This is a genomic window from Corynebacterium sp. LaCa_70, assembly GCF_058182015.1.
Window position 1 is genome coordinate 1942021 of record NZ_CP190914.1, and the last position, 18025, is coordinate 1960045.

The 18025-nt window shown below is 59.5% G+C and carries 16 protein-coding genes; 6 read left to right on the top strand and 10 right to left on the bottom strand.

What is annotated here, in order from left to right; genetic code table 11:
* Window positions 1-73: 73 nt before the first annotated feature.
* The 6 genes from rpsI to eccCa all read right to left on the bottom strand — a co-directional run bounded on the left by rpsI (window position 74) and on the right by eccCa (window position 7489).
* Window positions 74-613, bottom strand: coding sequence for a 30S ribosomal protein S9 (rpsI, locus tag ACP8MI_RS08840; protein ID WP_018121607.1), 540 nt, complete (start codon window positions 611-613; stop codon window positions 74-76).
* Complete coding sequence (rplM, locus tag ACP8MI_RS08845; RefSeq protein ID WP_018121608.1) at window positions 613-1056, bottom strand: 50S ribosomal protein L13; 444 nt, start codon at window positions 1054-1056, stop codon at window positions 613-615. The genes rpsI and rplM overlap by 1 nt, the downstream gene beginning before the upstream one ends.
* A gap of 293 nt (window positions 1057-1349) precedes the next feature.
* Window positions 1350-1637, bottom strand: coding sequence for a WXG100 family type VII secretion target (locus ACP8MI_RS08850; RefSeq protein WP_284589988.1), 288 nt, complete (start codon window positions 1635-1637; stop codon window positions 1350-1352).
* Window positions 1638-1771: 134 nt separating this feature from the next.
* Window positions 1772-2089, bottom strand: a complete 318-nt coding sequence (locus ACP8MI_RS08855; RefSeq protein WP_284589987.1) for a WXG100 family type VII secretion target — start codon at window positions 2087-2089, stop codon at window positions 1772-1774.
* Window positions 2090-2234: 145 nt separating this feature from the next.
* Window positions 2235-3437, bottom strand: coding sequence for a type VII secretion-associated protein (locus ACP8MI_RS08860; RefSeq protein WP_049168268.1), 1203 nt, complete (start codon window positions 3435-3437; stop codon window positions 2235-2237).
* Window positions 3434-7489 carry a type VII secretion protein EccCa gene (gene eccCa, locus ACP8MI_RS08865; protein ID WP_284812947.1) on the bottom strand — a complete coding sequence of 1352 codons (4056 nt, stop codon included), beginning with the start codon at window positions 7487-7489 and terminating at the stop codon, window positions 3434-3436. The genes ACP8MI_RS08860 and eccCa overlap by 4 nt, the downstream gene beginning before the upstream one ends.
* Before the next feature lie 151 nt (window positions 7490-7640).
* Here eccCa and eccD point away from each other — a divergent pair, with 151 nt between their 5' ends.
* Window positions 7641-9035, top strand: coding sequence for a type VII secretion integral membrane protein EccD (gene eccD, locus ACP8MI_RS08870; RefSeq protein ID WP_284589935.1), 1395 nt, complete (start codon window positions 7641-7643; stop codon window positions 9033-9035).
* Window positions 9035-10597, top strand: a complete 1563-nt coding sequence (locus ACP8MI_RS08875) for a S8 family serine peptidase (protein ID WP_284589934.1) — start codon at window positions 9035-9037, stop codon at window positions 10595-10597. Before eccD ends, ACP8MI_RS08875 begins: the two co-directional genes overlap by 1 nt.
* Before the next feature lie 31 nt (window positions 10598-10628).
* Here the strand turns inward: ACP8MI_RS08875 and eccB are convergent, their stop codons facing one another.
* The 3 genes from eccB to ACP8MI_RS08890 are packed head-to-tail and all read right to left on the bottom strand — an operon-like array spanning window position 10629 to window position 13828.
* Window positions 10629-12098 (bottom strand): type VII secretion protein EccB, encoded by a 1470-nt coding sequence (gene eccB / locus ACP8MI_RS08880; RefSeq protein WP_284589933.1) that lies wholly within the window; start codon window positions 12096-12098, stop codon window positions 10629-10631.
* A 47-nt stretch (window positions 12099-12145) separates the two neighbouring features.
* Window positions 12146-13057 carry a tRNA pseudouridine(38-40) synthase TruA gene (truA, locus tag ACP8MI_RS08885; protein WP_284589932.1) on the bottom strand — a complete coding sequence of 304 codons (912 nt, stop codon included), beginning with the start codon at window positions 13055-13057 and terminating at the stop codon, window positions 12146-12148.
* Window positions 13058-13069: 12 nt separating this feature from the next.
* Window positions 13070-13828 carry a metal-dependent transcriptional regulator gene (locus ACP8MI_RS08890; RefSeq protein WP_239212287.1) on the bottom strand — a complete coding sequence of 253 codons (759 nt, stop codon included), beginning with the start codon at window positions 13826-13828 and terminating at the stop codon, window positions 13070-13072.
* 181 nt (window positions 13829-14009) lie between these two features.
* Here ACP8MI_RS08890 and ACP8MI_RS08895 point away from each other — a divergent pair, with 181 nt between their 5' ends.
* Genes ACP8MI_RS08895 through ACP8MI_RS08910 form a run of 4 tightly spaced genes read left to right on the top strand, consistent with a single transcriptional unit; the run spans window position 14010 to window position 17557 of the window.
* Window positions 14010-14978 (top strand): metal ABC transporter substrate-binding protein, encoded by a 969-nt coding sequence (locus tag ACP8MI_RS08895; protein WP_284589931.1) that lies wholly within the window; start codon window positions 14010-14012, stop codon window positions 14976-14978.
* 55 nt (window positions 14979-15033) lie between these two features.
* Window positions 15034-15825 carry a metal ABC transporter ATP-binding protein gene (locus tag ACP8MI_RS08900; protein ID WP_239212285.1) on the top strand — a complete coding sequence of 264 codons (792 nt, stop codon included), beginning with the start codon at window positions 15034-15036 and terminating at the stop codon, window positions 15823-15825.
* The gene (locus ACP8MI_RS08905) at window positions 15822-16694 is read left to right on the top strand and encodes a metal ABC transporter permease (RefSeq protein WP_049148440.1); all 873 of its coding nucleotides are present in this window, start codon (window positions 15822-15824) and stop codon (window positions 16692-16694) included. Before ACP8MI_RS08900 ends, ACP8MI_RS08905 begins: the two co-directional genes overlap by 4 nt.
* Complete coding sequence (locus ACP8MI_RS08910) at window positions 16691-17557, top strand: metal ABC transporter permease (RefSeq protein ID WP_049148439.1); 867 nt, start codon at window positions 16691-16693, stop codon at window positions 17555-17557. Before ACP8MI_RS08905 ends, ACP8MI_RS08910 begins: the two co-directional genes overlap by 4 nt.
* A 134-nt stretch (window positions 17558-17691) precedes the next feature.
* Here the strand turns inward: ACP8MI_RS08910 and ACP8MI_RS08915 are convergent, their stop codons facing one another.
* Complete coding sequence (locus tag ACP8MI_RS08915) at window positions 17692-17895, bottom strand: YgaP family membrane protein (RefSeq protein WP_049148438.1); 204 nt, start codon at window positions 17893-17895, stop codon at window positions 17692-17694.
* Window positions 17896-18025 lie beyond the last annotated feature (130 nt).

The following is an 18025-nucleotide window of genomic DNA, read 5'->3' on the forward strand; positions in this document are numbered from 1 at the left end:
GGCTTGTGTTCTTTGCAGCCAACACAACAGACAACAACACGCTGTACTGAGAGTTGGAAAGCGTAAAAGAAACTTAACGCTTGGAGTACTGCGGGGCACGACGTGCCTTGTGCAGACCAATCTTCTTACGCTCCACGGCACGAGCGTCACGAGTGAGCAGGCCAGCCTTCTTCAGTTGGTCACGCTCAGCAGGGTTGTAAACGTTCAATGCACGGGCAATAGCCAGACGCAGTGCACCGGACTGACCGGTTGGGCCACCGCCGTGAAGGGTGACCTTGATGTCGAACTGATTCTCGCGCTCGAGCAGAGTCAGTGGGGTCATGATGTCCTGCTGGTGCAGCTTGGATGGGAAGTAATCCTCGAAGCTACGACCATTGACAACAATCTGGCCGGAGCCTTCCACCAGGCGAACACGAGCGACGGCGCGCTTACGACGACCGACGGTCTGGATTGGGCCCTCGTGGATTTCTGGAGCAGCGGTTTCTACCTCGTCGGAAGCTTCCGGAGCCAGGGAATCACCGATGGTGTTGGTGAACTGCTCAGTAGCTGCGGTTGCGGCAGCGATATCGGAAGCGTCAGCGACGGTGTTTTCTTCAAAGTTCTGATCAGTCATTACTGTGCCACCTGCTTAAATTCGAATTTTTCTGGCTTCTGGCCACCGTATGGGTGCTCGGAACCAGCGAAAACGTGGAGCTTCTTGATGGATTCACCGGAAAGCTTGTTGTGCGGCATCATGCCACGAATAGCTTCTTCGATGGTGCGCTCCGGGTGGTTATCCAGGGACTGACCAAGGGTCATGGTCTTCAGACCACCTGGGTAGCCGGAGTGACGGTAACGCATCTCGCGGTCACGCTTATTCGCGGAGATGTGAACCTTGTCAGCGTTGACGATGATGACATGGTCGCCGGTATCAACGTTTGGTGCGAACTGTGGCTTGTGCTTACCGCGCAAGACGTCTGCGACGGTGGAAGCAAGCTTACCCAGCACCACGTCGGTGGCGTCGATGACATACCACTTGCGGGTAATGTCACCACTTTTTGGGTGGAATGTAGACACAATGACTCCTTGAAAGTCTGTCTTGGACTGCCGGCCAACATCTATCGAATGCCTCAGCACTACCCCGCAGCGGCCGGTGGAGACCTGCAGATAGTGTTGCCGCCTCACAGAATGTCCGCGTCAAAGCACTGATCGTGTTTCACGGGAACACCGCAGATGAGCCAGCAGGGCACACAGCTAACAAACTTTACTGGAAACACGCAGCTATAACAACCTATGTCCGCAGAGAAAAACACTCCCGCAACGAATACGGGAGTGCACCACGCAGAAGAGAGTGGAAATCAGACCAGCCGTTAGCTCCAGGAGGCCGCCGCTGCGCGGTTGACATCGCTCATGGCGTCATTGCCTGAGGTCACGGTGCGAGAAATAGTCGCCAAAACCTGGTTAAGTTCGGCCGCAGCCTGGTCCCAACGGGCTTGTGCCTCCTGATAAGCGATGCTTGATTCACCCTCCCACGTCGAGACCATCGGCTGCAGCTGTGCTTTCAGGTCATCGAGTTGCCCATTGATACGGGCAGAGGTGGAATTAATATCTGCCGCAGTAGCCTGGATGGCGCCGAATTGGTATTTGATCTGTGACATTGAGTTCGCCTTTCTCTTCGTCCGTCTTGCTCACGGAACTGTTAAATACTCACAAAGTTCTTACACAGTGCTCACGCGGTACTGCTCACGCAGTAGCACTCGCGAGATAACGCCGTTGCTGTACGACGTTGGTGTTAGAGAGCCAGACCTCCACCACCAACGTTCTTGAACGCCTGCGCGTTTTGCGCTTCCATGTCATCAAAGTGGTGCGCGTTATTACGGATATTGTCGCTGATAGAAGCCAGCGCATTCTGCAGCTCGTTCGCGGATTGCTGATAACGCTGCATCAGGTTGTCAAACGAGACCTGCGCCGCGCCCTGCCAATTAGCACGGACCCCATCAACCGTGCCTTGCAGACGCGTCAGCTCAGACTGCACCTCATTGTTGACGGTATCGACACGGCCAGCGGTGGCGACCATGACATCTGCTTCAGTGGCAAATTGCTGTGCCATAGAAAATCCCTCCCCGGTTGAGAAAACTGAACAATTGTGCCCGAACGATAAGAGATCCCGGCACTGTGCCGTCGTCATCTCATCGCTCTCATTGTCATTGGACTGTGCGTAACCAACTTCGGTTCCCGATACGCGAAAATAATTTTTAAATTCGCTCCAAACTGCCAACGACCAGCTCGCATGCCTGCTTCTGCTTCTCTGTTGTTGTGTGCCTACTGTGGCACCCGACGGTTAGTTGATGGTTTCCTTCCACCCAACTAGTCCAGGCAATACGCGATCCATCACCCGGGTTTTCCACATATCGCACTTGTTCGCGTGGTTCGTGTTCACGGCGCCCTTCTTGCAAGTCCGGGCTGCTTTTAACCGTCTGCATAATGTCAGTCAATACCGCGTCATGATCGATCTGAGCTGCGGCGTCGTCATGCAACTGATCAGTAGTGACGTAGATACGTAGATTCGGGTCCTCCCCCGTCGCTGCAAACACCCCGGGCTGCGAACTATCCCCAATCACGAAACCACGCGGTGTGACCAGGCGTAACCCAGAATGTTCGTGCACCATTTGTGGGATCTCTGCAGTGGCATCGCCGCCAAAAGCATCGCCGTCAGAACGATCACCAGCAGCATCGGCAGTAATCACTGCACCGCCATCGCCGACACCACCGTCCTCATCGGCACCGCTATAACGATCCACAACCCACCAACCGGACAGACTAGTCACCGCAATACCTGCAGCCACCAGAATCTGAAACGGACGTGGCCGCCACCCAGCCTTCGCATGCCGGTGACGTTTCGGCTTCCGCGCAACCAGCTGCACAAAATTCGACCCCACCGATTGTTTTTCTGCAGCACGCTGGTTGACCCCGGCGCGGGCAGCAGCAAAAGCATCGTCTCCGCGGCGCTCCGCAGCAGCGTGTGCCCCTCCCTGTGATGTCGAAACTGCGGCTAGTGGCCCTGTATCCGGATCTGCAGATTCTGTGTCGTATTCTGCATCCGTACTTGCAGCGCCTTCTGATGATTCATCCAGATCACCTGTGAAAACACGTGCCCCGTGTTGGGTGAGCACACGAGCGAAATCGTCGTAGACGTCGGCATCGTCCGCAAAAATCGCTACACAGATATCTGGCCAGTTTTCCTCGGCCATCGCCTCGGTTTGGTCTACTACCGCAGATACCGTCCAGCCTTCGGTGATTCCGCGCGCAGGCAAGTCATAGCGCACGATGGTCTCCTCGGTGCCAGCGATGCCGAAGACCGTGGCATCGTCGTAGAAATACACCGAAACCTGCGCAACGGAGTACTGCGTACCCGAATTCAGCGACTGGTTTTCAGGTTCGTAGTCTGCCCGGATCATGGTTCTACCTCCAAATCAGCACCGGGAACAGCAACCTGGCAGGTGCCGATTGTCGAACCGTCGTCATGCCACATACCGCGCCCCGGAAGCGGGCCACCCGACGGGTGGGGCGCGGGCTTGATACCAAAGAATGGGCCATCGTCTTTGTCGGCGCCCAGCACCACAACGCACGGCTGGGAATCACGTATCGCGCAGAGCACGGGACCGAATGCAGCGCGGTTAAACCCACCTGCTTTCCGTGCAATCACCAGGTGCATTCCGATATCGCGGGCATGCGGAATCAATTCGATCAGTGGGTGCAAGACGTTATCGGCGACCAAGTCATAATCATCAATCACCAGGTAAATCTCCGGGCCGTCCCACCAATCACGGCGGGCAAGTTGTTCCGGCGAGATTTCTGCCGATGGCAGGCGCTGGCGCAACGTCGTCACGGCATCGGCCAGGACCTTTTCTGTCTGCGGCGCAGAGTGCGAATAGGCCGCCAGCATGTCTTGCGGGACCGTGCCCAGGTGTGCGCGCCTGTGGTCGATCATTACGATGCGTGCTTGCTCGCGGCCTAAGTCGCTAATGCCAGCCATGACGGTGCGCAGCGTGGTGGTTTTGCCCATCCCGCGCGCAGCCACGCACAAGAAATGATCACTTGTCGACGGATCCCAGGCCAGCGTGGACAGCCGCGGCCCACCCACCGCAACCGGCAAGCCCGACACCGCAGCAGTACCGGAGGGCTCGGCGTCGGCAAGACTGCCAGCGGCTGTAAGTTCTGTGCGCTCGAGCTTCTCCGGCAACACGCGCAGGGCAGCGACTGGTTCGTCGCCACGCTCGGCACTGACTGCGGCGATATGTGCCAAGTCTTGGTTCGAGCTTTGCGCAATGAGCAAGTATTTCTTGTCGACGCTGAGGCCTCGGCCCGGCAGTGCGGGCAGTTTGTCCTGCATTTTGCGGTCGCACAGCGAATCCATGGATTCTGCAAGTTTCAGCTCCAGGCGCGTGCCGATGAGATCGCGGATCGCCGGGCGCAACGTGTTCCACCGCGGGGTCGCAACCAGCAGGTGAATGCCAGCGCTCGGACCATCAGCGGCAATCTGGGTGATTGGTTCGGCGAGGTCATCGAACTCCGCGGTAGAAGTGCCGATATTGTGCCACCCGTCCACAACCAGGAAAGTCTGCTGCTGGGTTTTCGCCATGCTGTGGGCTTGGGTGTTATCGCTGAGCAAACCAGAGACTTCATCCACGATGCGGCGCAGGCGTTCTGGCTGATGACGCCCAGCAACCCCGGCCACGTGCGGCAGCCGTGCGAGGGTTTCTAGCTGGCCACCACCAAGATCGATGACATAAAAACGTGCCTCTGCGGTGGAATGGGTCGCAGCGAGTGATGCCACCATCGTGCGCAGGGCGGTTGATTTGCCCATTTGCGGGCCACCACACAAAGCGACATGGCCACCGTGAGCTGCGAAATCAACCTCCAGCAAGTCTTGGCGCTGGTGATACGGCTGGTCGATAATTCCGATGCCCACGGTGAGATGACTGCTGCTTTCCGCAACGCTGGCCAGCTCAATGGATTTCGGCAGCGGCGGTAACCAAATCTGGTGGGCTTCCTGGCCGCGGGTGCGCGCTGTGGCCACCGCTGCATTGACCACAGCGTCCATGGTGGTACCTGCGGACTCGCGGGCGTCGGCACGTGAGACCGTCTCTGCTGGTTCTACCGTATGGGCAGGCTCCAGTTCGCCCCGTGGTTCCACGGCTTCGTTTAGTTCCGATTCGCCCGCGAAATCCGCGGCCGGATCGTGCTCCGACGCTAGCGGACGGTCAATATCGGCCCAACTGTGAAATTCCCGGACCTGCAGGCCCGGATTGTCGGCCGCACTCTGCTGCGTGTGGCTATCCGCCGAGTGACCGTCCCCTGTGTGACCGCCCCCGGCGCTACCTGAGCTGCCGAGACTGGAACTTCCAACGCCGACCTGTGCCGGAACCTCCAACGGGCCAGAAACGTAGGCCGCCTGAAAGCGCTGCAACTCTTCCGCATCCGTTTTCACATATCCCGCACCGGGCTGACCAGGCAAATGATATGCATCAGAGCTGCCCAACACCTGACGAGATTCCATCGCCGAAAACGTCTTTAGGCCGATGCGATACGACAAATGGGAATCCAACCCACGCAACCGGCCTTCTTCCAACCGCTGCGAAGCCAACAACAAATGCACGTGCAACGAACGCCCCAGGCGACCAATGGCCACGAACAGGTCCGCGAAATCTGGGAACTGCCCCAACAACTCAGAGAACTCATCGACGATGATCACCAGAGCAGGCAAAGGCTCCAGATCGTCCCGGCCACCCCGGCGCGCCTGGTTATACTCGCCGACGTTGGCGAAATTGCCAGCCTTACGCAGCACCTCCTGGCGCCGGTTCATCTCACCGGACAGGGCGTCAAACATGCGGTCCACCAGCACGGCTTCGTCTTCCAAGTTGGTGATCACGGCAGAGGTATGCGGCAAAGAGTCCAACCCCAAGAAAGTCGCGCCACCTTTGAAATCAACCAACACAAAGTTGAGTTCTTCCGGGCTGTGGGTGGCAGCCAACGCCGTGACCAATGTGCGCAACAACTCGGATTTTCCGGAGCCGGTAGCGCCGATGCATAAACCGTGCGGGCCCATGCCGCCGTGCGCGGATTCTTTCAAATCCAGCTGCACCGGGGTTTTGTCCGGCCCGAGGCCGATCGGCACGGTCAGGCGGCGATCGTCGCGTTCGCGTTCTGGCCACATCGTGGAATGATCTAACTGCCGCAGATCGTCGATCCCGAGCAGCGAACCCATCTCATTGCGCGTGGCCTCGCCCGTACCGCCGGTAGCATACGGCCGAGAATATTTCGCCAGCGCCTTGGCTAATGCGCGCAACTGGCCGTCGGCAAGCCCATCGGCTAACCCAAGTTTTTCCAAGCCAGCTTCAGTTTGTACCGCCAGCTCGTCGTCGGCAAACAGCACTAGGCCTTCCATTTCGGCACGAATGCCCAGCGCAGTGGTGCTCCGCGAGTTGATATCGATGATGGTGGTCCACTCGTCGTCGACCAAAAACTCCTCGGTACCGGTGGTGGGTACGTCGTCGACCAGCAAAATCCGATACTGCGCATCCTCCGGCCTGCGAGTGTGCGGCAGCCACTTCAGCCACTCCCAATTATGTGAATCGCCGCTGCCCACCACACTGATGCCGACGGTATCCGGGCCATGATGGACAACCAGCTGCGCCAGCAACGCACGAGCCAGTGCGCGCGCCCGAATACCCGATAACCCGATGCAGCCAAAAGCCTGCAACTGGACGACAATGGGCAGCTCCGCAACCTGCGAGACCTGGTCAACCGTACGACGCACACTCACCGCACAGACCGGGTCCAGATCTTCCGGCGCACCCGATTCGCTGACTTCTACCGGGGTGCACAGCTCCGCCTCGCCGAGCCCCAGTCGCACCTGCAGCACATCGTCGTCATCGCCACTGCGCTCCCACAATCGTCGGGTGCTCAGCCGTGCATGCACATCTTCCGGGTGCGGATGGCGGGCCAACTGGTGTGCACGCTGCTTATCGGCGTTGCGTTCTGCTTTATCCCGGATGACATCCAAGTGGCGCAGGTAGGTCCGGCGGGTGTCATCGGCGTCGGCCTGCTGGCCCTGCGGCATGAATAGCATCGCCATCGACATCACCATCATCAGCGGAAAGATCAGCAGCATCGGCGACATGCCCACCCCACTGACCGAACCACCACCGAAAAACATCACGCCGACCAGCAACACCAACACCGCGATCATCACCACCGGCAGCAGGATGCGCAACATCGGCACTGCTTGTGGTTTTTGTGCGGCCGGAACCGCGTCGATATTCAGGCTGCCCTGCGGTAGTGGCGGCAAAGGATCGCGTTGCGCCTGCGTGATTGGCTCCACCGTAAACTCCTGCGGGCCTGTGCTCAGCGTCCGCATATCGGCAGCCGCGGCAGCGTTATCGCTGGCTGCTTGGTTAATAGCGGCGGTATTGCTCGCTTCTGTGGCGCTTAAACGCGCAGAATTCATAACCCCTCCCCGAATTATGTCTTTCCCCCGAGCATTAGACACAGGCCACATTGTAGGTCACAATTGCGGCATGGGGGTGCTGTAGGTCGCGGGTACGTCCCCAACGACTGCGTACCCGCATTCGGGAGGGGAATTTTCGGGAGGGAATCTCATGTCTATCACGCAGTGTTTGCGTGTGTCTTTGTGTTTTGTTGTCGGGGAATTTTCCCGCGAGGTCGATGTCGCAATCCCGCGGCACGCGTCGATTCTGGAGTTATTGCCGCGCTGCACCCAGCTGTGCCAGGCACCGCGAATTTCCAAGCCGTGGCAGGCGTCTACCGTGGTGGGCCAACCATTGGATATGGGCTCGCCGGTGGGAGAAATTGGGCTTGCCGACGGCGACACCATCCTGGTGCATCCACGTGCGGAATTGCGCTCGCCGGTGGTGCGGGATTCTGCGGAATCGCTGGCTGCCACCGCTCACGGCAATCGCGCTGGTCAGCAGCTGTCGGCGGTGGTACTTGCTGCGCAAGCCGGGGCAGCACTTCTGACCGCCGGGTTGGCGTGGTGGTGGCTGGCGTTTGCGGTGGCTGCGTTTATCGGGGTGGTTATCGTGCCGTGGCAGCAGCGCATGCGGCACAAGGCTGTCGGTGGTGACAGTGCTGCGGTGGCACTCGCTTCGATCATCTCCGCCGGACTGGCCGGTGGTTTTCTCGTTGCCTGGGGGCTACAGCCTGCCGGAGCACCAGCGGATCTGTTAGCAGAACTTTCCGCTGCCGATACCGCATGGGCGTTATTATCCGGCGTGGCGGTGGCAGCATTATTGCTGGTGCTCATGATCGTTTACCGCGCTTTATCCATGCGCGTGGTCGCCGCGCTCACAACCGCGGCGGTATTGCTCGTGCTGGCTAGTGCTGCGCTGTCGTTGCCGTCGGCAAGCATTACCAGCGCTTTTGCAGGCGCACTCATCGCGTGCGGGGTTCTCGGTTTAGCACTCGCGCCGATGCTCGCGACGAAATTGTCCGGCATTCCTATTCCGCGCTTGCCCACCGCCGGGCAGGAGTTATCCACCACCGACCATGCTGGTGCGCGGACGCGGTCGGCCGAAGAAAAATCCCTCGCAATAGCCCAGCGCACCCACGATGTGCACGCAGGAATCGTCAGCGGCAATGCGGCCACGGTGGTTCCCGCACTGCTGGCAGTGGGCACGGAAGGCGAAATTTTTGCACAGATGCTGTGCCTCGCAGTAGCTGGTGCGGTCTGTTTACATGCCGCCCGCCACCACCACGGTGCAGCGGTGTGGGCATTGCTGCTGGTAGTCGCAGCCGCGGTTATTGCCACTGGTAGCAGCATTTGGGCCGGACTAGACCAGCCCGGCGCGATCGGCGTGGCGCTGGTGGTCATGGTGGCGGCGTCGGCAAGCCCGGTGTGGGCGCCAAAAGTACGAAACCTGGAACCGACCACAATGGTGTGGCTGGAACGGTTAGAATCGCTTGCCGTTGCCGCATGCTTACCACTGGCTCTGCAGGTCATCGGAGTATTCGCCATGATTCGGGGGTTGGGTTAATGCAGAAAATACAACAGGTTCTAGCGGCCAGCACCGCGGGTGTGCTCGGGCTGCATGGCATTGTGTTCTCCCCGGTTGGAGGCAGCACGGGTTCCGCGACCGCGCAGGCACAGACTCGTGACGACGTTGAGGTCCGCCGCACCGTTGACTGCGTTGACCCGATTGTGGCTCCGGCACCAAACCGGGCGGGTCCGGGAGCCGAGGCTGAATTTTCGGGACCCTGGCAGGATGCTTTTGGCGGCTCCCCTGGTTCTGCGCCGGGCCATCACGGCCACGCCGAACAGCCAGGATCCGAGACCGCACCCCACCAACAACCGCTCACCGTCGGCACGGATTACCGCGCCGCCCACCAATTCGCCACCGGAGCCGGGGTACGCGTGGCAGTCATCGACACCGGAGTATTCGACCACGAACAGTTGCACGTAGAACCGGTCGCGGATTTGGTCTCGCCAGCTGAGAACAACCCGCTGCTCGACTGCGACGGGCACGGCACCATCGTCGCAGGCATCATCGGCGCCGATCAATCAGGCGTCGCACCGAACTCACAGATCCTGTCCATCCGGCAATCCTCGGCGCACTACAGCTCCCGCCAGCCGAACAACACACCAGGCCAACAGCACGCACCCGATGCCGAGGAAGCAGAGCTCACCGGAACTCTCAGCAGTTTTGCCCAGGCCATCCATACCGCGCTTGACCATGACGCGCAGGTCATCAACGCCTCGGTGGTTTCCTGCATGCCACCGGAACACGCAGAGCATCTACGCACACAAGCCCTTGACGACGCGCTCGCCCGCGCCGAACACCAGCAAGTTCCCGTCGTCGCTGCCGCCGGCAATGCCGGGCAGGGGTGCGAACGCGGCTCAGTCGTATTCCCAGGAAACAACGAAACCGTCATTACCGTCGGTGCACTCGCCACCCCACACGAGCACGCCGAATATTCCATGCCGCAGCCTGGTCACCCGACTGGCGCAGGTAGCAGGGGTAGCGAGGATGCCGGCGATGCCGCGCACGACGCCGGCGGACCGAACGACGTGGCGCTGTCCGCGCCGGGCCAAGTTTCCGTTGGACTATCACCAAATTCGCAGGCCTGGGCGGCCGGGATCATTCGTAATGGGCAGCCATCCGGGCTGCGTGGCACGAGTTTCGCGGCCCCGGTGGTGACCGGAACCGTGGCTTTGTTGCGGGAACGCTATCCGCATGCCAGTGCAGCAGAAATCCGAGAGCTTTTGGCTGCTGCTAGCTACCCACAGCATGGTTTTATCGACCCGGTGCGCGTGCTCACTCACCCCGCCCCGGGTCTGGGTCTGGCAGCACCTGCTGGTGACGGTAGCGACGGTGCTGACGCTGCTGACGGTGCTCGCAACACTGGTGCGCCCTCCGAGCATGACCAGGCTGCTGTCGCTCAGCCGCGCATGGTAATGGCCGGTCCACCGGGTAATGAAACCCTGGTCACTGCTCGAAGCCTGGTGGCACTGGCCGTTGTGGTACTCATCGGCGCGCTTATTGTCACCGTGCTGGCCTTCGGGATTTCGGCACGCATGCGGAGAAACGAGCAGACGTAGTCACTGCGTAAGGGGTTTAAATACGGCCAGGCTATTCCCGAGCTTGCCGCGCGGAGCGCTCGTCCAGACCCGGGCCGTTTGGCAAAAGACGCAACAGGTCCCAGGAAACTTCTTCCACGAGCAGCTCATCCTGCACCACCGGTGCACCCACAGCCTGCATAGCTTCTGCACCATCGACATCATGTACCCGACCCGAAGGCGTCAACACGTGATAGCCGTGCTCGCTGGCAACACCATGGCTGAAGGTTCGCGTAGAAACAAAATAATCCGCGGCCGCAGCACCAGAAATTTCTACTGTGCTGACCTGGACCGGATCCGAGGCTTCGGCATCGGGAGCAGGCTCTGCGTCATGATTCAGCACCACTAATTCTCCCTTGCCGCCAGCACATACTTGGCCGTGAGCGTCGTCAAGCAAATCCGGGCTGAATTCAGGCAAATTCCAGTTCACAGCCGCTGGTTGCGCATCCGGGTAACGGTGCACCTCAGCAGACTCCGTGCGGCGCGATTGTGCACCCATATCCTGCAAGATCTGCGCTTCTAGCTGGCTTAACGGCATGATTCCGTGGGCTTCCTGTGGGGTGTCACCAGCCCCAAGCAACGCCCACCACTGATCGCCATCCGGGGCTGGGGCTTTTACCTCTAAGACCTCTGGAAGCTCTTCGGCCGGTGGCACAGAAAAAGCTGGCTTTGCTGTCCAATTCGCGAGCAATTCCGACGGCGCCTGCCACACCGCAGAGTCTTGGCCCAGTCCCAGACCACGCCGCACGGCACGCGAAAACTCATCTGCACCATCCGGGATTTCTACGCGACCATCGGCGCTGACCAGCCACTGTGCACCTTCGTGTTCGACGAGTGCGGCGGCATCGTCGTCGACGGCATCCAGCAAGAATGCTTCTTCCGGGTTATCAGCGACCACGCTCAACGCGCCGGTAGCGAAATCTACACACCCTGCCCACGGGCTGGGAGCAGAGGCACCAGTATCGCCGCTAGCTGCGGCGTCGGCAAGATCATCAGCAGTAGGCAAATTATTTGGTGCATCCACAATGCCCACCGGGATGCCGTGCGGGCGCTGCGCAAGGTTGTCCGCCCCGATCGCCACCGGGTCCTCGGGGCTGCCAGCCAGCAATCGGGCTGAAGCCAGATTCGTCGTCGGATGATAGCGCCCATCCAGCAGCGTGTAGAGCTGCCCGTGCTCACTGCGCACAATCACAGCATCGCCCGGGTCCGGTTCCGGCGACAACCATGCCAACACGCCAGCGCCAGCACCGATGAGCACCGTGGCGACAGTGCCAAAAATCAACGCACGCCGACGTGTCGCCAACGGATCATGAATCATCCGGATATCGCCAGTAACCACCCCATGTTCCACCCGGCGACGCAAAAACTTATGCCCACTGACTTGCGCTTTCGTCGTCGGCAGCATGGTGTTCGGCCCCGATCCCGAACTACGGGCCCCGCCACGATCTGGCTGCTGCTGGTTCTCCCCGTCGCCAAAGCTCACTAGAAAGATCCCCTCCCCGAAAATCTGACAGACGCTAGTATGCTACATCACAGTTCACGCCGCTGCCTAGTCTCGACGGCACGCGCCGCCAGCTCGTCGTCGGCAGGATAATCAACCCGCACCAAACTCAACCCATTCGCGGGCGCTACCTGGATTTTCGAACTACGCGAATCCTGCCCCAACAACGCCGCGGTGAAATCCACATCACGCTTGCCCGCCCCAACCTGCAAACACGTGCCGACGAGGCTGCGCACCATCGACCAGCAAAACGCATCAGCAACCACGCGCGCGAGATACGTCGCAGGCTCGGTAGCAGTAGAAACATCTTCCCACTGAAACACCTGCAGATCACGCACCGTGGTGGCATTCGGCTTCGCCTTACAAAAAGCAGCAAAATCATGAAACCCCACCAACGCGTCGGCGGCATCCTGCATGGCAGCGAGGTCAACCGGCGCACCCCACAACGCGGTATCCCGCGCCCGCGTCGGCAGCACCCCACCCGGGTGCGCGCTCACACGGTATTCATAGTGACGGCGCAACGCGGAAAACCGGGCATCGAAACCCGCGGGCGCGCATTCCACCGCATTAATGCGAATATCATCCGGTAACAATCGCGACAGACGTCGCACCAGCTTGTGCGGCTGGCCATCAATCGAGCGCTGCTGCAGCGAATCCACCGGCACGTCGACGTGACATACTTGTCCCGCCGAATGCACCCCCGCGTCCGTGCGCCCAGCCACCGTCAGCTGCAGCGGAGCACGCAGGACCAAGGACAAGGCATCTTCAATAACGCCTTGCACGGTGCGCAGTTCTTCGCCATCCTGGGGTTTTTGCCGGGCCCAACCGTGAAAGTCCGTGCCGTCATAGGCCAGGTCAATGCGCAGGCGGGTCAGTTCGCGGGTTTCTTCGTGGGCCAGCTCGCGGGCCTCTTCGCGGGACTGTGCAGAACTAGTGGTCATCGGTACTCATCGTCATCGGGTTGTCACCGGGTTGTCACCGGCGCCGTGGTCGTCGGCAAGCGAATCATCGGCCACACTAATTTTGACATCAGCGGCTGCCTTGATGGCCAAAGCCACCGGGTCGCCAATCGGTTCTTCAACTATCGGGGTGAGCACCTGCACGTGCACCAACCCCGCCACCGACGGACTGGTAACACACACCTTAGAACCCGGCGCGATGCCATGTGCAGCCAGATAGCGCAGCAATTCAGGGTCTTCGTCGTTGACTTGTTCAATGATTACCGGCAGGCCCGGAGTGCACTCGGCTAGGCTCATGACACCGAGATCTTCCACACGCCCGTCGGCGGAGGGGATCGGATCACCGTGCGGGTCGCGGGTCGGAAAGTTCAAAAGCTCATCAATGCGGTCGATGAAGCGGTCCGTGGCTGCGTGCTCCAACAAATCGGCGTCGGCATGAATCTCATCCCACGTGTAGCCGAGCGTTTCCACCAGGAAGGTTTCGATCAAACGGTGGCGACGGATCATGGTGACTGCCAGCCGCGCGCCCAATTCGGTGAGCCGCACCCCAGAATACGGTTCATGCTCAACCAAACCACGAGACTGCAAGCGCTTGATGGCCTCGGAGGTCGTGGAGTTTTTCTGCTGCGCACGACGAGACAACTCCGACAGGCTTACCGACGCCTGACCGCCGGACTCACCAGCGCGTTCGGAGATCCCCCACAGCAATTTCAGATATTCCTGGGTTCGTTGCGGCAGCTCACCAATATGCATGGGTTTATGTTAGCTGGCAGTTGTACGCGGTGTCACCATCGGGGCAGGTGAGAGTAACAATATAGTTGAAGAATCGAGTTCCACTGTCTAGGATTCTTAATATCCATGTTGCTGAACTTTTCGGCACGGTTTCATAGAAAATAGACTCCCAATATCCTAGAAACATCTAGAAAGGCACCCTATGACTCGTAAATCCATGCGCACCACCGCTACCGTCGGCACCGCCTTGATCAGCCTGATCACCCTGGCCGCCTGCAGCAACGACGCCGGTTCCGATGCCGCGGGAAGTGCGAATGGCGCAGGCAACGGCGGGGACGACAAACTCACCATCTTCGCCACCACCGGCTATCTTGCCGACGCCGCGCAGCAGATCGCCCCTGACGCAGAAGTGATCACCCTGGTTGGCCCTGGCGGCGACCCACACACCTACCAGCCCACCACGCAAGACATCGACACCATGCAAAACTCCGATGTCGTGCTGTGGAATGGCCTGCACCTCGAAGCCCAGATGGATAAGCAGCTAGAAGCCCTCGGCGATAAGCAAGTTGCCGTTGGTGATCAGCTCGACGAATCCAAGCTGCTGCCGTGGCCAGAAGCAGAGGAAGAAGGCGAACCAGAATACGACCCACACATTTGGAACTCGCCAGAACTGTGGCAGGAAGTCGTCGACATCGTAGCCGATCACATTTCCGAGATTGACCCAGACGGCAGCGAGGCCTACCACGAAGCCGCGGACAAATACACCGACGAGATCGCAGCCCTAGATAAAGAGGCCAAAGAAGCTCTCGGCGATTTGTCTTCCCGCCTGTTGGTCACCGGTCACGATGCTTTCAACTACCTCGGCGATACCTACGACCTCGACGTCGAAGCCACCGACTTCGTCTCCACCGAGGCCGAAAAATCCGCCAGCGAACTCGATGAGTTGGCCGAAAAGATTGCAGAAGCCAAGGTTCCGACGATCTTCCACGACAACCAGGTCAACCCACAGGCCATCAATGCACTGAGCGAAGCCATCGCCGCGCGCGGCTGGGATGTCGAAATCTCTGATGAGGAACTGTTCGCCGACAGCCTCGGAGCCGAAGCCCCAGTTGATACCTACCTTGGCGCATTCCGCCACAACTTCGAAGCCATCGCTGCCGCACTGAAGTAAACCGGCCCCAATAACCAAGTTAATCAAGGTTTCGACCACCCTCCAGGAGACCGCCATGCTTGCACCCGCCCCCACTACCACCACTGCATTGTCAGTACGTGACCTGACAGTCAATTACGGCACCGGCGTCATCTTGGATGAGCTGGACGTCAAAATCCCGCGCGGTAGTTTCGCCGGCATCGTCGGCGCAAACGGGAGCGGCAAGTCCACGTTGCTGCAGGCCTGCCTGGGTTTATTACCCAAAGCGACCCGGGGGCAGGCACAGGTGGAGTTTTTTGGCAAGCCGCTGCGCGCCATCCGGACGGATCTCGGCTATATGCCACAAAGCCAGCAGGTGGACTGGGATTTTCCAGCCACTGTCCTGGACGTCGCCTTGATGGGGCGTACTGCCAGCAAACGCTCGTGGTGGCCGTGGCCAAATTCGGCAGATAAAAAAGCCGCGCGAAAGGCCGTTGCCGCCGTCGGCTTGCAGAAATATTCCGGCGCTGCGATTGGCGCGCTCTCCGGTGGGCAGAGGCAACGCGCACTATTAGCGCGCACGCTCGTCAACAGCCCGGAGCTGCTGGTCCTCGATGAGCCCTTCCAGGGCATCGACGCCTTTAGCCAAGAAACAATCGTCGACATCCTCCGCGAGCTACACCAGGCTGGGACCACCATCATCATGGTCCATCACAACCTGGCGGAAGTCGCCGAATACTGCGACCACGTGACGTTGCTCGCCAACGGCAAGGTATCCGCGAACGGACCAACGCACAAAACTCTCACCGATACCGCCATCAGCGACGCCTATAATTTGCCGGGTAACTTCTCCGCGAACCTCACGCGGGATCGCAGGTCGGTGTCATGATCACGCCATGGGAATTGCTGACCACCCACACGTATCTCATGGCGGTGCTCGGCACCATGGTCATCGGCGTTGCAGCCGGTGCACTGTCCCCCGTGGTGTATTTCCGCAAGCAAGCACTGATTTCCGATGTGATTTCCCACGCCAGTTTGCCGGGAATCACCTTCGCGTTTCTTATCGCCGCGTACCTTAACTTGCCGACGCGCAACCCGCTGTTTTTAGCGACCGGTGCGTTACTGACCGCGTTGCTAGCCGTCGGGCTGTCCCACTGGTTATTTCATCACACGCCGTTGTCCGTCGATACCGGCATGGCCATCTCACTTAGCGTGTCTTTTGCCTTAGGCATGCTGGGGTTGTTCATCATCACCAAACAGCCGCTACCCGGCAAAGGCGGAATTCAGGACTATCTGTTGGGTAATGCTAGCTCGGTAACCATCGCAGATTTACGGATTTCCGTCGTACTCAGCCTGGTTATTCTCAGCGGACTCATCTGGTGGTTCCCCATGCTGAAATGCTGGCTTTTCGACCCCACCTTCGCCGCAACCTCCGGAGTACGCACCCGCCTGCTACACGTCGTCGCCATGACCGCTTTCGCATTAGTGGTCGTCAACGGCATCAAAGTCGTCGGCGTGATCTTGATGGTCTCGTTCGTCATCGCCCCCTGCGTGGCCGCGCGGCAATGGTCGAATCAGCTCGGCGTCGTCACGGTCCTTGCCGCATTGATCGGTGCTGCTAGTTGCTTGATCGGGGTCTACCTGGCGGTGGTCGTTGGCTCGATCCCGACTGGCCCTCTGATCGCCGTCGTGCAGGCCTTCTTCGCCCTCATATCCCTGGTTTTCGCTCCTAAGCGCGGATTGGTGTTTTCCCAATGAGTTTCGTCGTCACCGTCAGTATTTTGGCCGTCGTTACCGCTATTACCTGCGCAATTCCTGGGGTGATCGTGGTGGCAAACAAAGATGCAATGCTTCTCGACGGCATGGGCCACGCCGTACTGCCCGGAATCGTCGTGGGCGCGCTGATTTCCGGCTCGGTGCAATCCCCATTACTTGTCCTATTCGCAGGAGCCGCGGCATTTCTGGTGGCATTGGGCACGAGGTGGCTGGCTGATACCGGGTTAATCGCAGAAGGCGGCGCACTCGGATTGGTCTTTCCCAGCATGTTCGCCGTTGGGATCGTGCTACTGAGTTTGAATTTCTCGAACGTGCATTTCGACGTGCACACCGTGTTGGTGGGCAATCTCAATCTCGCCGCACTGTCGCAACCGTCTTATCTGTGGACGCTGGTGCCGATCATGCTGGCGAATATCGTCTTCGTCGGCTGGCTACTGCCCCTGCTTGGAGCTTGTGCCTTCGACGAGCGGGCGGCCACCGTCGCTGGCGTACCGGTACGGGCGTTGCGCTTGACGACGCTTGCCTTAACCTCTTTGACGGTGACTGCAAGTTTTTACGCCGCCGGAGTAATGCTGGTGATCGCGATGATGGTACTGCCTGCGGCTACCGGGCGCATCTTCGCTGTCACCGTTCGGATACCAGGCATGTCTATGCTCAGCCAAATTCTCTGCAGTTCCGTCGTGATTGCGTTGCTAGGCAGCGTGGTGGGATTCTGGAGCGCGTATCGCATCGACATCCCCGCGGCTGTGGCAATCACCCTCGCTTATGCCCTGCTATTGATGGCGGCGCTCGGCGCAATGTCGCTGCGGCGGCGCGGACGCAGACGTGCTCCCGCCTTCGCCTAGGCTAGGCCCGCCTAGGCTAGGCCGGCGGATGCGGGAGTCGGGACCGGCTCTAGGTGAGCGTTTTACGTTGTTAACGCCAAACTATCTTAATACCGTGCGTTATTAACGCTGTACGTTGTTACCGCCGGTATGTGTTACCGCCACACTTTGCAGGTGTTGATTCCCAGCAGGCGGTACAACGGGCAGAAGCCTACTGCTGCGGTGATGACCAGAACAAGGCCGACGATGATCAACAGTGCGCGGAGGAAACCGCCGGCAGCTAACAGCCCAACGAGCAAAGCAATAATGCCGAGTACGGCACGGATTCCACGGTCTTGGTTCGATTCGTTGCGTTTCATGATTTCACTTTAATGCACAAAAGCTCTATTTCCTCTTCATCGAGAAAATAGAGCTTAGTGATCTTTGCTACAGCAAGGCATCTTTCGCCGGCTGCAGGAAGAAGCTGGCGAGCTAGTGGTTGCGCCGATA